Source organism: Methyloterricola oryzae (assembly GCF_000934725.1).
Classification (GTDB): Bacteria; Pseudomonadota; Gammaproteobacteria; order Methylococcales; family Methylococcaceae; genus Methyloterricola; species Methyloterricola oryzae.
The window spans coordinates 109861-125987 of the sequence record NZ_JYNS01000007.1; the positions used below are offsets into that span (position 1 = coordinate 109861).

Here is a 16127-nt window from a genome sequence, read left to right on the forward strand (position 1 = left end):
GGGAGTCGCGGCCTGGGCAGCGCCCATCCGCGCGAGGCAAAACGCGATAACCATCGCACAGGCCGGGGAGAGTTTGACCAATTTTCTGTCGTACGCGCGGCTCATTGCTATACCTGCACTCAACTGATTCAATAACATTTTAAAAAGCATGGTTTTAGTCGCGCACTCATCCGTTTCAGTGCCAGTCCTCAACGATCCGTCTTGAGGATCCGGCTCATGCTTGCGCGAAGGCGTGTTGGCGCCAGAGGTCTCATCTGACCCGGGTCAGCTTCAATGCGGAGTTATTCGTATCGTCCGGATCGCTGGCAGCTGCGCTCGAGGTCGTGACGGCCGAGGTGAACTCTCCCGGCTGACCGGCCCGGAACTTGAAGCTCAGGCGCTTGTACCAATGCTTCGGCAATGTTCCCAAGTCGCATACGAGGCCGCCCGCGGCGGACTCTGCGCAGCCAGCCGGGCTGGCCAATACTTGCAGGCCGGCCGGGAACTCAAAGCGAAGCGAGGTCAGCGCAGCCGCCACCCCGGATTTGTTGCGCACCGTCACTACATAGCGCGCCACGGCACCGGCGCTGTGCAGCTTAAGCTTCTGGGGTCCACGCAGGCTCACGGACAGGTCGGCCGATAGGGTCGGACCGGGCTGCGGCAGCGGGCTGGCAGTCGGCGTGGGCGTGGGCGTGGACGTGGGGGCCGGTGAGGGATGCGTCGTAGGCGATGCGGACGGCGCCGGCGAGCCCTTGGGCGGGGCAGTCGGGGCAGGCGTGGGTTTCGATGAAGGTGCCGGCGTGGCGGTGCTGCCACTGACTGTGGTAACGGCGCTGGCCTGGTTGTCACCTGGATTGGCGTCGTATTGCGCGGCCGATACCGACGCCAGTGCATTGATGCCGCCCGCTTTTGCCGGCGAAACCGTAATGGTCCGACTGGCTGTGCCGCCTGCCGGCAACGCGCCGATGTTGCACACCAGGGCGCTACCCGATGAACCGCAGCCACCGGAAGACTGCACGGAGGAGCCGACGGCCGGGGTGATGCTCAATTTGACGCCGCTCGCGGCGAATGGGCCTTTGTTACTGACCTGTGCGCTGTAGGTCAGATTGCCGCCGGCGGCGACGGGATCCGGCGTGTCGGCCAAGTTGACAGCCAGGTCGTTGCCGAGCAGGCGTATGCTAGCCGTGGCGTCATGCCAGTTAGCAGTGGCGAGGTCTGGCAGTCCATCGCCATTGACATCGCCGGCGACGACAGAAAATGGCCCCTGCCCCATGATGAATTCGGCCTTGGGCTGGAAAGTGCCATCGCCGTTGCCCAGCAGGATCGCGACCGTATCGCCGCCGGTATGTTTGAGAGTCGGGTAGTTCCCGTAGATATTCGCGGTCAGGATATCGAGGTGCCCGTCGCCATTCATGTCGGCCAGGAAAACCGACTTCGGCGTGGTGCCCGCGGCGTAGTTCACCCGAGTGGCAAAAGTGCCATCGCCCTGGCCGATCAGGACGCTCACATTGTTTGAGGCATCGTTCGCCGTGACCAGATCGGGAATATGATCGCCATTCAGGTCGCCGGAACGAATTGAATGCGGCTGCGAGCCGACGGATGGCGTCTGCTTGGTTTGAAAACTTCCCGCGCCATTTCCCAACAGCAGACTCACGGTGCCCGTGGTCTCGATGTGGTTGGCTGTCGCCAGGTCAAGGTTACCGTCGCCATCAAAGTCGGCGATCACGACTGAATGCGGCGCGGTGCCTACCGGGAACTTGACCGGCGCAGCAAAGCCTCCAGCGCCGTTGCCCTTCAGCACCGCCACGTTGGCCTCGTTCCAGCCGACCACAACTATGTCGAGCTTCCCATCTTTGTCGACATCGCCAATGGCGGCCTCGTGGGCACCCTGAACCGCAGAGTAGCCGACTCCGGACTCGAAACTGCCGTCGCCATTGCCCAGCAGGACCGTGACACTGCCAGGACCGAGGACCCCTTTCGGAAAATTCTGATTGGCTGTCACAACGTCCAGATTTCCGTCGCCGTTCAAGTCTCCAATCGCAATGGATTTGGGTTCCGGCGACGTGGTGGCAAAATCAGCCTTCGCGCCAAAGCTGCCGTCGCCATTGCCCAACAGCCGGCTGACCGTATTGTCCAGCGCGTTGGCCACCACCAGGTCCTGTTTGCCGTCGCCGTTCAGGTCGGCGATTCGCACGGCGTGGGCATGCAGGCCCGCTGGAGAAGTGGTCACTGGACCAAACTCGGGGACCGCGGCAATCGCCGGCACAACGCCTACGGCCAAGCCGGTGCTCAGAATTGCAAGGGTCAGCGGCTTGTCGATCATTCCGGCCATATGCTTACTCATGGGTTTTTGAAGAGGACTGTTCGGCCTCGTCAGTGCGTTGAAGGGCCCGGCTTTGGCATGCGTGCAAGCATGCGTCCGACGGCATTTCATTGTCTGAGGATATGTGCACTAAGCGCGCCATCTACGAATTTTAGTATCTTAAGCACATGATTTTCATATGATATATTCCCTCCTGACAGCTCAACCAACCCGGCACCAAATTGCTTTCGTGCCGCTACTGGCGATGAAACTGTAAAATCTGCTTTACACCGACAGAACCGGGGACCAGTCGCCGGAACTAGATTGCGGCGCTGCCTGTCAAAAATTTTAACGACTGACACACTCAATCCGCCGGCCCCGGTGGCAGCCTGCGTTACAAGGATCGACGGAGAATTTTCGAAAGTGCTGGCTGGCGTAAACCAGACAACCGTCTGCCCGTAATTAAAGATGCGTCTGTTCTGACGCCGCTCAGCTACATCTCGGCGAGGCCAAGCCAGCCTCGACCTTGACCGATCCGGGGCCTCGGACGCCAGGGAATCTCAGTAGCCATTTAAGCGGATAGCCAATTGGAGGTCTCGAGTGAAAATACTTATTACAGGCGGCACCGGCTTCATCGGCAAGAGCCTGTGCCAGGCGCTTTTGGCGCAAGGGCATGATGTGACGGTGTTCAGTCGTCAGCCTGAAGACAGGGTACGCGCCCTTTGTGGAGCAAGCGTCGGCGCGTTGTCTGACCTGCGGTCCTTGCCGGCCGAAATCCGCTTCGACGCCATCATCAATATGGCGGGCGAAGGGATCGCGGATCGCCGCTGGAGTGAGGCGCGCAAGCAGCAGCTATGGGATAGCCGCATCGGCGTGACAGGCGACCTGATTGCATTCATAGCGGGCATGGAGGAGCGGCCCAAGCTCCTGTTGAGCGGCTCCGCCGTGGGCTACTACGGCAACCGGGGGGACACCGTCCTCGACGAGTCGGCTGATCCCGGCGAGGATTTCAGCCACCGACTGTGCGCGGCATGGGAAAGGGAGGCACTGCGCGCGGAAGACTTGGGGCTGCGCACTTGCATCATTCGGACCGGTCTTGTCGTCGGGCCCGGCGGGGGCTTTTTGAGCCGCATGCTGCCGATGTTCAAGCTTGGCCTAGGTGGTCCCATCGGCGATGGGAAACAATGCATGAGCTGGATCCACTTGGACGACCATATTGGACTGACGCTGCGGCTGCTGAATGAGACCTCCGCCAGCGGCATTTACAACGCCACCGCGCCCAACCCCGTCACCAACCGGGAGTTCACGCGCTGCCTGGCCCAGGTTCTGGGCCGGCCGGCCTTCCTGCCCGCTCCCGCCGCCCTCCTGCGCCTCGTCCTGGGCGAAATGGCGGAACTGCTGCTCGGCGGCCAGCGTGCGTTGCCGAAAAGGCTGATGGAGCTTGGATTCGAGTTCCGCTACCCGCACCTGCAGGAAGCCCTGGAGGACGTTCTAGGACGAACACGATGAGCCACGACCATTTCGAGCTGGTGAGCATCTGGCATCTGGAGGCGCCCGTCCATCAAGTCTGGCGGGAACTGACCGACGCGAGACGCTGGCCCGACTGGTGGTCCTTTGTCGAAAACGTGGAGCAGATCGAAACCGGGGAGCCGGACGGCCTGCATACACTGTGGCGGCACCGATGGCGGACCCTGCTGCCCTACCATCTGCATTTTTTGCTGCGCGTAGTCCGTATCGAGGCTCCGCGCCTGCTCAAGGCCCAGGTAAGTGGTGATCTCGCTGGGCTCGGCCAATGCTCCCTGGAAGCGACGCAGGGGGGAACCATCCTGCGCTTCGATTGGCGGGTGCGCGCCTGCAAGCCTTGGATGCGCTGGCTAGCTCCCTGGGCCCGGCCTTTGTTCCTTTGGAACCATGCGATGGTCATGCAGAGGGGGGAGCGCCAACTGAGAGCACGTCTCGGAGTGCCTAAAACGAGCAGCGCGAAGGATAGCCAGGCTCATGCCGCGAGGTGAAACCTGCAGTCAGGGACTTGCAGCCACTGCCAGGGGCACCGAGCCCAGCCTTCCACGAGAGAATACGTAGGTATTTCACTGAATTCCAACACTGCCGCGAAGGCACTATCGTTCCTCACGTCCCTTGCCGCGACGGGTCACCCACCCCAGCGTGGGCCTGACCGGCCTCAGGGGGCAACGGCCCCGATCCCCTGGAGGCGTCTTGCGGCGGGCTGTCGTCGCCAGCCAACTTGCAGGGCGACATCGCGGGATCGAGCGCCGCTTTCCGTATTCCGGGCTGCATCCCCGCTCGCCCGCTTTGCCGTTTCGCCCGGGCATGATGTTCCCGCTGCCGCCGCCGCTCTCACTCACTGGCTACGGCATGGGCTGTGTTAGACTGCCGCAAGCGTCTGCAAGCCCTCCACCTGCCGCATGACTGTTTTCTTCAAGCCCGTAAGCGCTGACCTATCTGCCGCCGCCCGCCTCCTGAGCCTTGTAATTCTGATGCTTCAGGCGGCGCCAACGCCCGCCGAGACCGATCTGCTGGACGGTTTCGACAGCGTCGATGCCTGGCAGGTCATCCCGGCCCCAGGCGCTGCAGCGAGCGCTCACGGCGACCTGGGAACCGCCGGGCAGGGACTGCGCATCGATTACGACTTCCGCCAGGGCGGCGGCGAGATCATCGTGCACAAGGCTTTCCCCCTGACTTTGCCGGACAATTTCGTGCTAGGTTTCGATGTACGCGCGCCTGGCTGGAAGCGCGGTCTGGAACTGCGTTTGGTGGACGCATCGGGCCAGAATGTGTGGCGCTTCCGCGACGCCGCTCCGCGAATCAGGCCCGACTGGCAGGATCTGACGGTGAAGCGCCGGCGCTTCGAGTTTGCTTGGGGACCTGCGGCCGGCGGCAACCCGCAGCGCCTGGGTCTGATCGAATTCGTCATTCCCCGCGGGAACGGCGGCAGCGGATCGCTGTGGATCGACAATCTGCGCCTGGAGCCTCGGCCACCCCAGCAAGCCCACGCAGCCACCCCGATGATCTCGGCTTCCGAGGGCGCCCCCAGCCCGGATCTTTTGGTCGAAGGCAGGGAGACCACCTGGAGGGCTCGGGAAAGCCGCCAGGCGCCCTGGCTGCAACTGGATTTCCTGGCGCCGAGGGAATACGGCGGCGTTACGCTCGATTGGGACCAGGATGATTATGCCACCGCCTATGCGGTTGAAACATCCAACGACGGGCACCACTGGCAACGGGCATACGTGATCACCCAGGGCAACGGCGGACGCGATTACCTGCCGCTGCCGGAGAGCGAGTCGCGCTATCTGCGCCTGTCGCTGCAACGCAGCAGCCGTGGCCACGGATACGGCATCCGCAGCGTCACGCTGCAGCCCCTGGAGTTCAGCAACCCGCCCGAGCGCCTGTTCGAACGCATCGCCCAGGATTCGCCCCGGGGGTTCTACCCGCGCTACTTCAGCGGAGAGCAATCCCATTGGACCCTGGTTGGGACATCCGGCGAGCCCACCTCGGGGGCGGACTGCGAGGCCTTGCTCAGCGAGGACGGCATCCTTGAGGCCCATGGTGCACGCTTTTCCGTGGAGCCCTTCCTGAAGGAGAAAGGCACGCTGCACAGCTGGGCCGACGGCGACAACCAAGTGTCGCTGGAAGAAGGCTACCTGCCCATCCCGTCGGTAAAATGGGAACGTTCGGCGCTGACGCTGGAAATGACCGCCGTGGCATCCGCGCAGCCGCCGGGCTGCGTTGTCCACGTGCGCTACCGGGTGACGAACCTGGGATCAAAAGCGCTTCCGGCCTCGCTGTTCCTGGCCGTGCGCCCCTTGCCGGTGACGCCGCCCTGGCAGGCCCTGGTCCCTGAGGCGGCGCTCTCGCCCATCCACAGTCTGCGCTATATCCCGGGCATGTTGGAGATCGATGGTGTGAACCGGGTGCTGACCTGGCCTAAACCCGACCGCGCCGGCGTCGGCGGGTTTGAGAGCGAACCCCTGGCATCCGCGATGATCAGGGGCGAGGTACCAACGCGGACGGTAGTGAAGGACGCACTCGGGTTCGCGTCGGCCGCACTGCGCTATGACCTGAAGCTGGAACCGGGGCAAGCACGCGAGGTGGTTTTGACCCTGCCTCCCGCTGGCGGCAGCGCGAACCGGGCTGACGCCTCAGACTTTCAGCGCCGGCTTGACGGAACAGCGCGGCACTGGCAAGCGGAACTGGACCGGGTGGAGCTGAAACTCCCGCCGGGCGAGGAGGATCTGGGCCTGGCACTCAAGAGCAACCTGGCATACATCCTGATCAACCGCAGCGGGCCGGCGGTGCGGCCGGGTTCGCGCCGCTATGGGCGCACCTGGGTACGCGATGGGGCCGTGGCCTCCGCGGGCCTGCTGGCCCTGGGCCACGCCACCGAGGCGCGCGCGTTCCTCGATTGGCTGGCCAGCTACCAGAGGCCCGACGGCTCGATTCCCTGCTGCCTGGACCCCTGGGGCCCGGACGCCATGATCGAACACGACAGTGCCGGCGAGTTTCTCTACGCCGCTGCCAATGTCTACGATTACAGTCACGACCGCGCCTTCCTTAGCGCCATCTGGCCCAAGCTGGCCAAGGCCGCTGATTATCTCGCACACCTGCGCAGCCAACGCCTGACCGACGCTTTTCGCGCTGGCGACGCGGCGCGCTTCTACGGCTTGCTGCCCGAGTCCGCCAGCCACGAAGGCTACATGGCCAGACCTGTGCACAGCTACTGGGACGATTTCTGGGCGCTGCGCGGACTCGATGATGCCGCGCGGCTGGCAATCGTCCTGGGCGACCCGCGCGCCGCGCAGTTTGCCGCAGAGCGGGATGGCCTGCGCCAGGACCTGCGGGCATCCATCGCCCGAACCCAGACCCAGTTCGGGATCGACTTCGTGCCGGGCGCGGCGGAGTTGGGCGACTTCGATCCCACCTCCAGCGCCGTTGCCGTCACCGTGGCCGGTGAGTCCGAGGGTCCGCTGCGCGCTTCTCTGCTGAAGACCTTTGCCCGCTTCGATACCGAGATTCGCGACCGTCAGGCAGGCAGGAGCAACTGGCAAGCCTACGCGCCCTATGAATTACGCAACGTCGCCGCCTTGGTCCGCCTGGGCGAGCGTGAGGCGGCCTACCGCGCGCTGAGTTATTTGTTCAAGGGGAGACGCCCGCCACCCTGGAACCAATGGCCGGAGGTGGTGTGGCGCGATATGAGGGTTCCGCGCTTCCTGGGCGACATGCCGCACTCATGGATTGGAGCGGAGTACATACAGGCCTTGTTATCTCTGTTCGTCTACGACGATCCGCAACACCGCCTGGTGCTGGCCGCCGGCTTGCCCGCGGCATGGCTGAGCTCGCCTGGCGGCGTGGGCATCCGCAATCTGACGACGCCTTACGGCAAGCTGAACTACCGGATTGAAGACGCCGGGCCGGACCGAATCATTATGCGTATAGAAGATGGCATCAAGCCGCCCACCGATGGGCTCATGGTGGCTTTACCCGGACTGGATGACGCAAGCCAGGTGAGGATCAACGGAGGCCTGACCAAGGTAAGCAAGGGCCGTTTCGCCGTCGAGCACGTGCCGGCAGAGATCGAAATCCGAACTCCGACCCCCTAGCCCCTAGCGGGTATAAAGGCTGTAGGCCGTCTCGGCGTGAAGCCGCGCATCGACCTCCGCCTCCGCCTCCTCCCAATCCTGGCTTTCGAATCCAGGCTGGAACCCGCGCTTTTCAGCCCTGAAATAGGCGGCTTCGGCAATCAGGCGGCGGCGCAGCTCAGCGGGAACGTCGGGCTCAGGCTCGGATGCGAGGGACTGGATGGTCTTCAAGACCTTCTGCGAATGGAACATGGGGATACCTTGGGTCGACTGAGTACCTTCCTGGCATTGCCGCAGCCATGACCGTCGCAGAACCGCTGCGGGATTAGACCTTACCTTATTTCCGCCGCCATTTTTCGCCAATTCGTTGGATTACGTAGTCACCAGCCGATATCAGAGCCGGCATGCATTCCCGGTATCCCCCTGCTCAACCCAGGACACTGGTTATACGTATTTTTCCTGCGTAGTTGTCCGACTGGTCGAGGGCCTGCGTAAGTGACACCATCAGCTCCGCCAGCCAAGGCCGGTATGGAAAAAGCCAAGGATCGCTTTTCGATGAGCAGGATGCTGGCCCGGTGCGGGAGGGATTACCGCGCCGGGGCGCTTTTTGCCGATTCGCGCCGCTTCTCCGTTTCGCCCACCAATTCCCGGTATGCCTCGACGCAAGGCCGCTTGTCGGAGCGAAAGATTCAATCCAGGCCTCCTGAGTGCTCGTCCAGCGTCCCCTGTATCCTTGAGCCAGATGCACTAGGCTTAATGGGACCGCCGCTCAACTTCCACGACAAGCCGCCATGAAAGCCATTGTAATTTTGCTGACCTGTTTCGTGGTCGCAGCAGGCGCCGCAGAGCCTCCCATGATCGAAAAGCTCTATCAGGACGAGGACGTCGCCCTGAAGGTGCCTTCCGGAGGACAAATCTTCAAGCTGATACGCAAGGAAACCATACGCACGGCATCAGGACAAACAGATGCCTTTGGGCGGTCATACGAGCGCGGGTTCCGTGAACTGCGTTACCAAGGGCTGGCTGCAGACGGCAAGCCGGTGCTGCGCTACATCGAGGTGGCAATTCAACCGGGAGGCGTCAAGGTGCCTCTGAAGTTGGGCGTCAAAGGTAGAGCAGGAAAATTCCCTAATGGAGTCGTGTCCTACTCCCGCGATCAATCCGTTCCCACCAGTGGCGCGAAAGCCGAGCCGCTGACGGCGGATGCCACCGATATCGTGGTGGATCTCTCCAAGTCACGGGAATTCCGCTTCGGCACCGTGATTGTCAGCATTACAAGCGCGGACAAAGCATCCATCGAATACCGTCTTCATCAAGACTTCAGCGCCGCTCGTTGAGCTCTTCCCTCCCGTCCAATTGAGACATCCACGGCCGCTCAGCGCCTCAGCCTTAGGCACTTGGTGCACTCTCAAGCTTGGCGTGCCCTCTTTCAGCGATTCCTGAAAATTTCCGGCTGTGCTTGACAGACAAATAGGAACTATTATCATCAATGACCACTAAGATCATTCTTCCTTAAATTTTGTGGCGTTTCATTAAACCTATGGGGCACATCATGGGAACTAACAGTCGGTGCGAGATAAGATCCTTGGCCCGCAGTGAAGTCTGCTCGGTCGAATACTGCCCCGGTAGCGGCATGTTCCATGTCAGCCTGGGGATGTTCACTCTGCGTTTCAGATTGGCAGCCCTGCATCTGCTCAACAGCACCCTGGCGGCTGGACTCGAGGCTTACAAAAGCCATCTGTCCACCCGCCTGACGAGCGCAATCCCTCAGCAACACCCAGAAGGAACGTTGCACTAACCATGAAAACAGAAGGAAAGCTCACGATGCAGAGCAACGAATTCGGCACAGCCGATGAAAGCGTCGCCCTCCCAGACCATCAGGAAGGCCTGCGCTTCCTTTTATTCCGCTACGGAAGAACGCCCTCGCCGCTGATCGCGGGCAGGATCGCGGTTTGCCTCGATTCCATTCTGGCCGACAACCAGATAGAAATCAGCCGCGAGGAGCGCTGCACCTACCGGCAGATGCGGAGCTTCTGGCGGCTGGTCGCCAAGCAGGGATAGGTGTGACTGACAAAGGCGGGCAGGTTCAGTCTGTCAGCAGATGCTCGTAGGCCCACTGCAACATGGCCATTTCGACCGGATGCGCGCCACGCAATTCCGTGATGGGGCGCAGCTCGCCGCCCGCGGCACGGACCGCCTCGAAGGGCGGGTCGTGCGTCGAGAAGCGGGCCAGGTGCACATCCACCACGGCGCGCGGAATTTCCGCGCGCCGCAGGAACTCCGGTTCGATGACCAGCAACCCGGGCTCAAAGCCCAAGTCCGCATTGATGCGCAGCCCAAGCTCCACTTGCTGCGCCAGCCCGAGCGGGCTCGCCGCCGCCTCGTCGATGTAGTCGCAGGGGCTGGACAGAAACGGCAAGGGCGAAGGCGCCAATACGCTCCCGGTAGCATGCCGCATAAACAAGAGCCGCGCGCTGATCGGCTGCAAATGAAACAACAGAAACCGCGGCGCGGCGTAACCCGCCCTCACGCGCTCCACGGGATGGGCTGACTCAGGTGGCGCGGCGGAATGCGCCAAATTGCTCGAACAATGCTGCAAGCTGCTCGGCGTTTTCGAGACATTCATCCACCCGGCTCCCGACCAACTGCTCATGGTGGCGACGCAATACGCTGTCACCCGGCACAGGACCGGCCATGTCCTCGACCATCTGCCGCACATGGGTCACGTAGTGGCGGCGCAAGACCGAATCTTCCGGAAGACGCGTTGCCATGGACAGACCAGGAGCGGAATCTGACGGCCGGCTGGCCTTTCCCCGCTCCGTTTGGCCGAGTGCCAAATCCATAGCGGGAGGCGTCGCGGCCTGCGCGGCACGTTCGCCCGCATCGGCTGGCCCCGCCTTGTTTTGAAGAAAAAACAGGAAAAAGATCACCGAAAATACAATACCAATCACGACTTCCATAATACCCATCCCAATAATGTAGTTGTCTGAATGCCGGCGGAGCCGTCCCTGACTGCCCCGGCGGCGGACAAGCCAAACCAAAGACCTGGCACATTATGAGGTTAATTGTCGTTACGGCAGCCCCCTCGCCATAAGATGGTGTGTTTCACCGGGAATGACGGAGGCTCCTCCCACGCCAGGACCAAACACAGCATGCACGTCGGCGCTGCTTGACAGCCCGCCTTGCCTGGCGGTATCACCTGGGGCCAGACACCGCTGACATGGCGGGCTTCCCGTCACCTTACAGGAGCTTCCCTTGGCTATTTCGTATTCCGCTCTCATCGACCGTGCCAAAGTGCCGGATCGAGGCGCCCTGCAAGAGGCTCTGAAAGGCCTCAAGTTCAAATTGTCAGTGGATGAGGCCTACGAACCGTTCGGCGCGGCGGGGTATCTGCCCTGCACCTTGAATGGCGAGGACGGAGGGCTTGACCTTCGCTTCGAACCAGCGGAAGCCTACCTGAGCGAACATCCGGAATTGAAAGCCGAAGCGGGGACGCGCGACACCCTGATCGGCCTGCGCAGCGGCGGCGACCCGCGCGAGGACGTGTGCGCCCTGATGCTGGCCGCGGCCCTGGCCAACGCTTTCGGCGCCATTGTCGTCGTTTCCAAGAAAGGCACCCTCGTCCCCGTGGAACAGTTGCTCAGCCGCGCCCGCAGCCAGTTTGCGGAGCTCGAGTAGGAAAAGCTGCCGCCCGCCGTTCAGCCGTCCTGACGCAATCCTCGTCGATGAACACAAGCGCTCCTGGAACAAGAACCTTCGACGGCCGGGTCGTCGCCATAGACCTGCTGCGCGGTTTCATCATGATCCTGATGGCTCTAGATCACACCCGCGACTTTTTCAGCAGCGCCGATTTCAATCCCCTGGATTTGCACAAGACCCATGCGGCCCTGTTCCTTACCCGCTGGATCACCCATTTCTGCGCGCCCTTGTTCATTTTTCTGTCCGGCGTGAGCACCTTTTTGTCCCTGACCCGGGGCGGCGACCTAGCGGCCCAGTCGCGGCTGCTCATGCTGCGCGGCGCGCTCTTGATCCTGCTGGAACTCACCGTCATCCATTGGTTCGGCTGGACCTTCAGCATCGAGATGCGCGAGATCTGGGTCGGCGTGCTTTGGGCCATCGGCTGGTCCATGCTCTGCCTGAGCCTCCTCATCCGCCTGCGCCGGGAGGTTGCCGCCACGGTGGGCATACTCATGATCCTCGGACACAATCTGTTCGATGGCGTGCGCCCGGAGCAGTGGGGCGAATGGGGCTGGCTTTGGCAGGTGCTGCATGCGGGCGGCGGCTTCGACTTCGGCGAGGGGCGACGCTTCATCGCCTCCTACCCGCTGATTCCCTGGATCGGCGTCATGGCGGCGGGATACGCGTTCGGCCCCGTGTTTCTGGCGGAAGCCGCCGTCCGCCGGCGGTCGTTGCTGCGCTGGGGCATGCTGCTCACCTGCGCCTTCGTCCTGTTGCGCCTGGGCAACCTCTACGGCGACGCAACCACCTGGTCGGCGCAATCCTCGGACCTGTTCACCCTGTTTTCCTTCATCCACTGCACCAAGTATCCGCCCTCGCTGCACTACCTGCTCATGACCCTGGGTCCCGGCCTGCTGCTGATCGCGCTTCTGGACCGTCCACTGCCAGCATGGCTGCGCTGGGTCAACGTATTCGGACAGGTGCCGCTGTTTTTTTATCTCCTGCACCTGCCCCTCATCCACGGCCTCGCGGTCCTTACGGACTATGGCCGCTACGGCGCGGTGGACTGGCAATTCGGCTGGCCCTTCGCGCCGGAGGAACTGGCCAAGCCCGAGGATCATGGCTTTGGCCTCTTGATTGTCTACCTGATGACCGCCTTCGTGGTGCTGCTGCTCTACCCGCTATGCCGCTGGTTTGCCGGCCTCAAGCGGACGAGCCGCAAGCTCTGGGTGCGGCTGCTGTGAGCGTCAATACAGCAGGAACTCGCGGCGCTCTTCAGCCCAGGCTAACTCGTCTGCACCGGCCAGGTCTTCCAGATCGGCCGGGTGCGCGCCGGGGTCATCCACCCATAGGCGCAGCAGTTCACTGCCATTGATCAGATCGATGGCTAAGCGCTCGAACTCGTACTCGTAGGGGAAATCGCGCCAGATCGGGTAGTCGGGCGATAACTGACGCAGCGCCTTGAACGCCAGGGCCTGCAGCCGCCAGGGGCGGAACTGCGCGTGGTCATAGAACGGCGCTTCGGGGTGGATCTGGATGCCGCCACAGAGCGCGCCGGCGTGTTTGTGGAAAGTGGGTTCGAACCAACATTCGCGCAGTCTGCAACCCGACAGCCACTGCGGCGCAAGGCTCTCCACGCGTCTCAGAAGCTCACGCGGGGCCACATCCGGAGCCCCAAAGATTTCCAGAGGCCGGGTGGTTCCACGTCCTTCCGAGAGCGTGGTGCCCTCCAGCATCACCGTGCCGGGGTAGGCGCGTGCCATCCAGAGGTTCGGCGCGTTGGGGCTGGGATTGATCCAGGGACGCTCGCCCAGGGGCCAGCCGAAGCCGGGCCCGGACTCGGGCTGCCAGCCGTCCATCGCCACCACCTGGCAGTCCACATCCAGCTTCAAGCTACGCACGAACCACAGGGCCAGTTCGCCCAGGGTGAGCCCATGACGCATGGGCATGGCCCCGGCACCGACGAAGCTCTCCCAGCCTGCGCGCAGGGTCAGGCCTTCCACCGGCCTTCCCACCGGATTAGGCCGATCCAGCACCCACACCGCCTTGCCGTGGCGGGCAGCCGCCTCCAGCACGTAGCGCAGGGTGGTGATGAAGGTGTAGATGCGGCAGCCCAGGTCCTGCAGGTCCACCAGCATGACGTCGAAAGGCTCCATCATGGCGTCGGTGGGTCGGCGCACCTGGCCGTAGAGGCTGAACACCGGGATGCCCAGGACCGGATCGTTGAAATCCGGCGACTCCATCATATTGTCCTGCTTGTCGCCGCGCAGACCATGCTGGGGGCCGAAGGCGGCCGTCACCTGCAGGCCGGGCATCGCAGCCAAGGCATCGAGACTGTGTACCAGACTGGCGGTCACCGAAGCCGGGTGGGCCAGCACCGCCAGCCGCTTGCCTTCCAGGGGACGGCGCAAGCCGGGCTCTTCCAGGAGGCGGTCAATTCCGAATTTCATCGAGTGTCAGTGCAAAGGATTCAGGATGGTGAAAATCAGGTTTGGCGTCCGGATGAACCAGCGCCCAGTAGGAAAGTAGCGGGTCAGGGCCGTCCTTGCGCTCCAGCACGGCGCTGAGGCCCAACCGGAGTGTCGAGCGGACATGCAGGGGTGAGAGCGCGGCGAGCGAAACCTGGGCGGTCAATTCCAGCCCTGCGGTCGAAGCGGCGCACTGCAATTCGGGCTTCAGGGCCGAAAGCTCCATGTCCGCAAGGAACGCCCGCTGGCGATAGCGGTCGAACGCATAGACCGCCCAGTCTCCCGAGGGGGAAAAATTGAACTCGTGATAGCGTGGCAAGCCCGGAAGCGCGACGAACAGTTCGAAACATGTGTGCCGCCAGAGTTCGTCCGCAAACCGCCCTTCCGCCGCTTGCGGGATGCGCAACGCGCCAAGGTTTCCCTCGAGACGGAAACCCACCTGGAGCATCCCACCCGACCGCGCAAATTCCCCGGATAATCGGCATGCCGGCGGGTCGGTTTGGAGCGGATGGCAAAGGAGGCTGAAGGGTGCGGTCTGGCAGTCAGGCATGGGCGGCAAGCCTACCAGATCGAACCCGCCAGGCAAACCGCCCAGTCTCGGCGAGTGGATGGTGAATTTCGCCCGCCCCGCTGGCACGCGACCTCGCTTTCGATCAGGCTTAGACTTCCCCTTGTTTTCGCCATCGGTCCATGGAATCCATCAGCGCCTTCGAAATCATCAAGCTAGGCATCGGCCCCTCCAGTTCGCACACCATGGGGCCCTGGCGGGCCGCGAGCCTGTTTCTGGCGGAACTGGGCGATGTGAAGCGTGTGCAGTCCCTCACCGTCAGGCTCTACGGCTCCCTGGCGAAGACCGGCATAGGGCACGGCACGGACGTGGCAGTCCTGATGGGACTGAGCGGAGAAGACTACACCCGCATCGACACCACCACGATCCCGGAGCGCGTGGCCGCCATCAAGGAGCGTGGCAGGCTTCCACTGGGCGGGAGCCACGACCTGCCCTTCGAGTATGCGCGCGACCTGGTGTTCGAGCATGCCATCACCCTGCCCCGCCACGCCAACGCCATGAGCTTTCACGCCATCTGCGAAGGCGGCGAAACCCTGGAGCGCACCTACTATTCCCTGGGCGGCGGCTTCGTGGCCGGTGAACAAGACGGTTCCACCCCCAGCACGCCGCCCATCGTCACCCCCCATCCGTGCCACAGCGGTCAGGATCTGCTGGCCAATTGCCGCAAGCTCGGGCTCTCCGTGTCCGAACTCACCTATCTCAACGAGCAGGCCTGGCGCAGCCAGGAAGCCATCCGCTCCCAGGCGCTCATGCTGTGGCGGGAGATCCGCGACTGCATCTACCGCGGAGTGCACCAGGAAGGCTATCTGCCGGGCGGCCTGAATGTGAGGCGGAGGGCTTTCGCGATCCACCGCAAGCTGCTCCAGGGCAACGGCTACCAGACCGTGGAGGAATGGTCAGACCTGCTGCGGCGCCAGTCCCGCAATTTCACCCTGGTGGACCGCTGGGTCACCTGCTTTGCCCTGGCCGTGAACGAAGAGAACGCCTCCTTCGGCCGCATCGTTACCGCGCCCACCAACGGCGCTGCCGGCGTGATACCGGCGGTGCTGATGTATGCCTGGTGCTTCATGGACGGATTCGACGAGGACAAAATCGTGCGCTTCATTCTCACCGCGGGCGAGATCGGCACGCTCTTCAAGAAGAACGCCACCATTTCCGCCGCCATGGGCGGCTGTCAGGCGGAAATCGGCGTGTCGTCAGCGATGGCCGCGGCAGGATTGGCGGAAGTTTCGGGAGGCACGCCGGAACAAGTGCTGCAAGCGGCGGAGATCGCCATGGAGCACCATCTGGGGCTGACCTGCGACCCAGTGGGCGGGCTAGTGCAGATTCCCTGCATCGAACGCAATGCCATGGGCGCGGTCAAGGCCATCACCGCGGCCTCCCTGGCCCTGGACAGCGACCCGGCGGACGCGCGCGTCAGCCTGGATGCGGTAATCAAAACCATGTGGGAAACCGCGCAGGACATGAACAGCCGCTATAAGGAAACCGCCGAGGGCGGGCTTGCGGTGCACATCCCGGTCAACGTCCCGGAGTGCTGA

At 63.0% G+C, this 16127-nt stretch carries 15 protein-coding genes; 9 read left to right on the forward strand and 6 right to left on the reverse strand.

The window, feature by feature from the left end:
- Positions 1-250: 250 nt before the first annotated feature.
- The gene (locus tag EK23_RS21740; protein WP_158002497.1) at positions 251-2323 is read right to left on the reverse strand and encodes an FG-GAP-like repeat-containing protein; all 2073 of its coding nucleotides are present in this window, start codon (positions 2321-2323) and stop codon (positions 251-253) included.
- Between the two features lie 558 nt (positions 2324-2881).
- Here EK23_RS21740 and EK23_RS11230 point away from each other — a divergent pair.
- The 3 genes from EK23_RS11230 to EK23_RS11240 all read left to right on the forward strand — a co-directional run bounded on the left by EK23_RS11230 (position 2882) and on the right by EK23_RS11240 (position 7896).
- Complete coding sequence (locus EK23_RS11230; protein ID WP_045225453.1) at positions 2882-3790, forward strand: TIGR01777 family oxidoreductase; 909 nt, start codon at positions 2882-2884, stop codon at positions 3788-3790.
- Complete coding sequence (locus tag EK23_RS11235; RefSeq protein WP_045225454.1) at positions 3787-4293, forward strand: SRPBCC family protein; 507 nt, start codon at positions 3787-3789, stop codon at positions 4291-4293. The genes EK23_RS11230 and EK23_RS11235 overlap by 4 nt, the downstream gene beginning before the upstream one ends.
- Positions 4294-4704: 411 nt before the next feature.
- Positions 4705-7896, forward strand: a complete 3192-nt coding sequence (locus tag EK23_RS11240; protein ID WP_052808123.1) for a discoidin domain-containing protein — start codon at positions 4705-4707, stop codon at positions 7894-7896.
- A gap of 3 nt (positions 7897-7899) precedes the next feature.
- Here the strand turns inward: EK23_RS11240 and EK23_RS11245 are convergent, their stop codons facing one another.
- A complete protein-coding gene (locus EK23_RS11245; RefSeq protein ID WP_045225455.1) occupies positions 7900-8127 on the reverse strand; it encodes a DUF2934 domain-containing protein in 228 nt (75 codons plus the stop codon).
- Between the two features lie 602 nt (positions 8128-8729).
- On the opposite strand from EK23_RS11245, the gene EK23_RS11250 reads away from it, so the two are divergent.
- The 3 genes from EK23_RS11250 (at position 8730) to EK23_RS11255 (ending at position 9936) form a co-directional block, all read left to right on the forward strand.
- Entirely contained in the window at positions 8730-9212 is a 483-nt protein-coding gene (locus EK23_RS11250) for a hypothetical protein (protein WP_145998638.1), read from the forward strand.
- Between the two features lie 248 nt (positions 9213-9460).
- On the forward strand, positions 9461-9673 hold the full coding sequence (locus EK23_RS23300) for a hypothetical protein (RefSeq protein WP_145998639.1): 213 nt from the start codon (positions 9461-9463) through the stop codon (positions 9671-9673).
- A gap of 26 nt (positions 9674-9699) precedes the next feature.
- Positions 9700-9936 (forward strand): hypothetical protein, encoded by a 237-nt coding sequence (locus EK23_RS11255; protein ID WP_045225567.1) that lies wholly within the window; start codon positions 9700-9702, stop codon positions 9934-9936.
- A 25-nt stretch (positions 9937-9961) separates the two neighbouring features.
- Here the strand turns inward: EK23_RS11255 and EK23_RS11260 are convergent, their stop codons facing one another.
- Positions 9962-10333 carry a hypothetical protein gene (locus EK23_RS11260; protein WP_145998640.1) on the reverse strand — a complete coding sequence of 124 codons (372 nt, stop codon included), beginning with the start codon at positions 10331-10333 and terminating at the stop codon, positions 9962-9964.
- A gap of 94 nt (positions 10334-10427) precedes the next feature.
- Positions 10428-10835 carry a hypothetical protein gene (locus EK23_RS21745; protein ID WP_052808124.1) on the reverse strand — a complete coding sequence of 136 codons (408 nt, stop codon included), beginning with the start codon at positions 10833-10835 and terminating at the stop codon, positions 10428-10430.
- Between the two features lie 295 nt (positions 10836-11130).
- On the opposite strand from EK23_RS21745, the gene EK23_RS11270 reads away from it, so the two are divergent.
- Positions 11131-11553: a hypothetical protein gene (locus EK23_RS11270; protein ID WP_045225458.1), complete on the forward strand. Its 423-nt coding sequence runs from the start codon at positions 11131-11133 to the stop codon at positions 11551-11553.
- 47 nt (positions 11554-11600) lie between these two features.
- Positions 11601-12797: an acetyltransferase domain-containing protein gene (locus EK23_RS11275; RefSeq protein WP_045225459.1), complete on the forward strand. Its 1197-nt coding sequence runs from the start codon at positions 11601-11603 to the stop codon at positions 12795-12797.
- A gap of 3 nt (positions 12798-12800) precedes the next feature.
- Here the strand turns inward: EK23_RS11275 and EK23_RS11280 are convergent, their stop codons facing one another.
- On the reverse strand, positions 12801-14003 hold the full coding sequence (locus EK23_RS11280; RefSeq protein ID WP_045225460.1) for an exo-beta-N-acetylmuramidase NamZ family protein: 1203 nt from the start codon (positions 14001-14003) through the stop codon (positions 12801-12803).
- The gene (locus tag EK23_RS11285) at positions 13987-14460 is read right to left on the reverse strand and encodes a DOMON-like domain-containing protein (protein WP_145998641.1); all 474 of its coding nucleotides are present in this window, start codon (positions 14458-14460) and stop codon (positions 13987-13989) included. Before EK23_RS11285 ends, EK23_RS11280 begins: the two co-directional genes overlap by 17 nt.
- 251 nt (positions 14461-14711) lie before the next feature.
- On the opposite strand from EK23_RS11285, the gene EK23_RS11290 reads away from it, so the two are divergent.
- Positions 14712-16127 carry an L-serine ammonia-lyase gene (locus EK23_RS11290; RefSeq protein WP_045225461.1) on the forward strand — a complete coding sequence of 472 codons (1416 nt, stop codon included), beginning with the start codon at positions 14712-14714 and terminating at the stop codon, positions 16125-16127.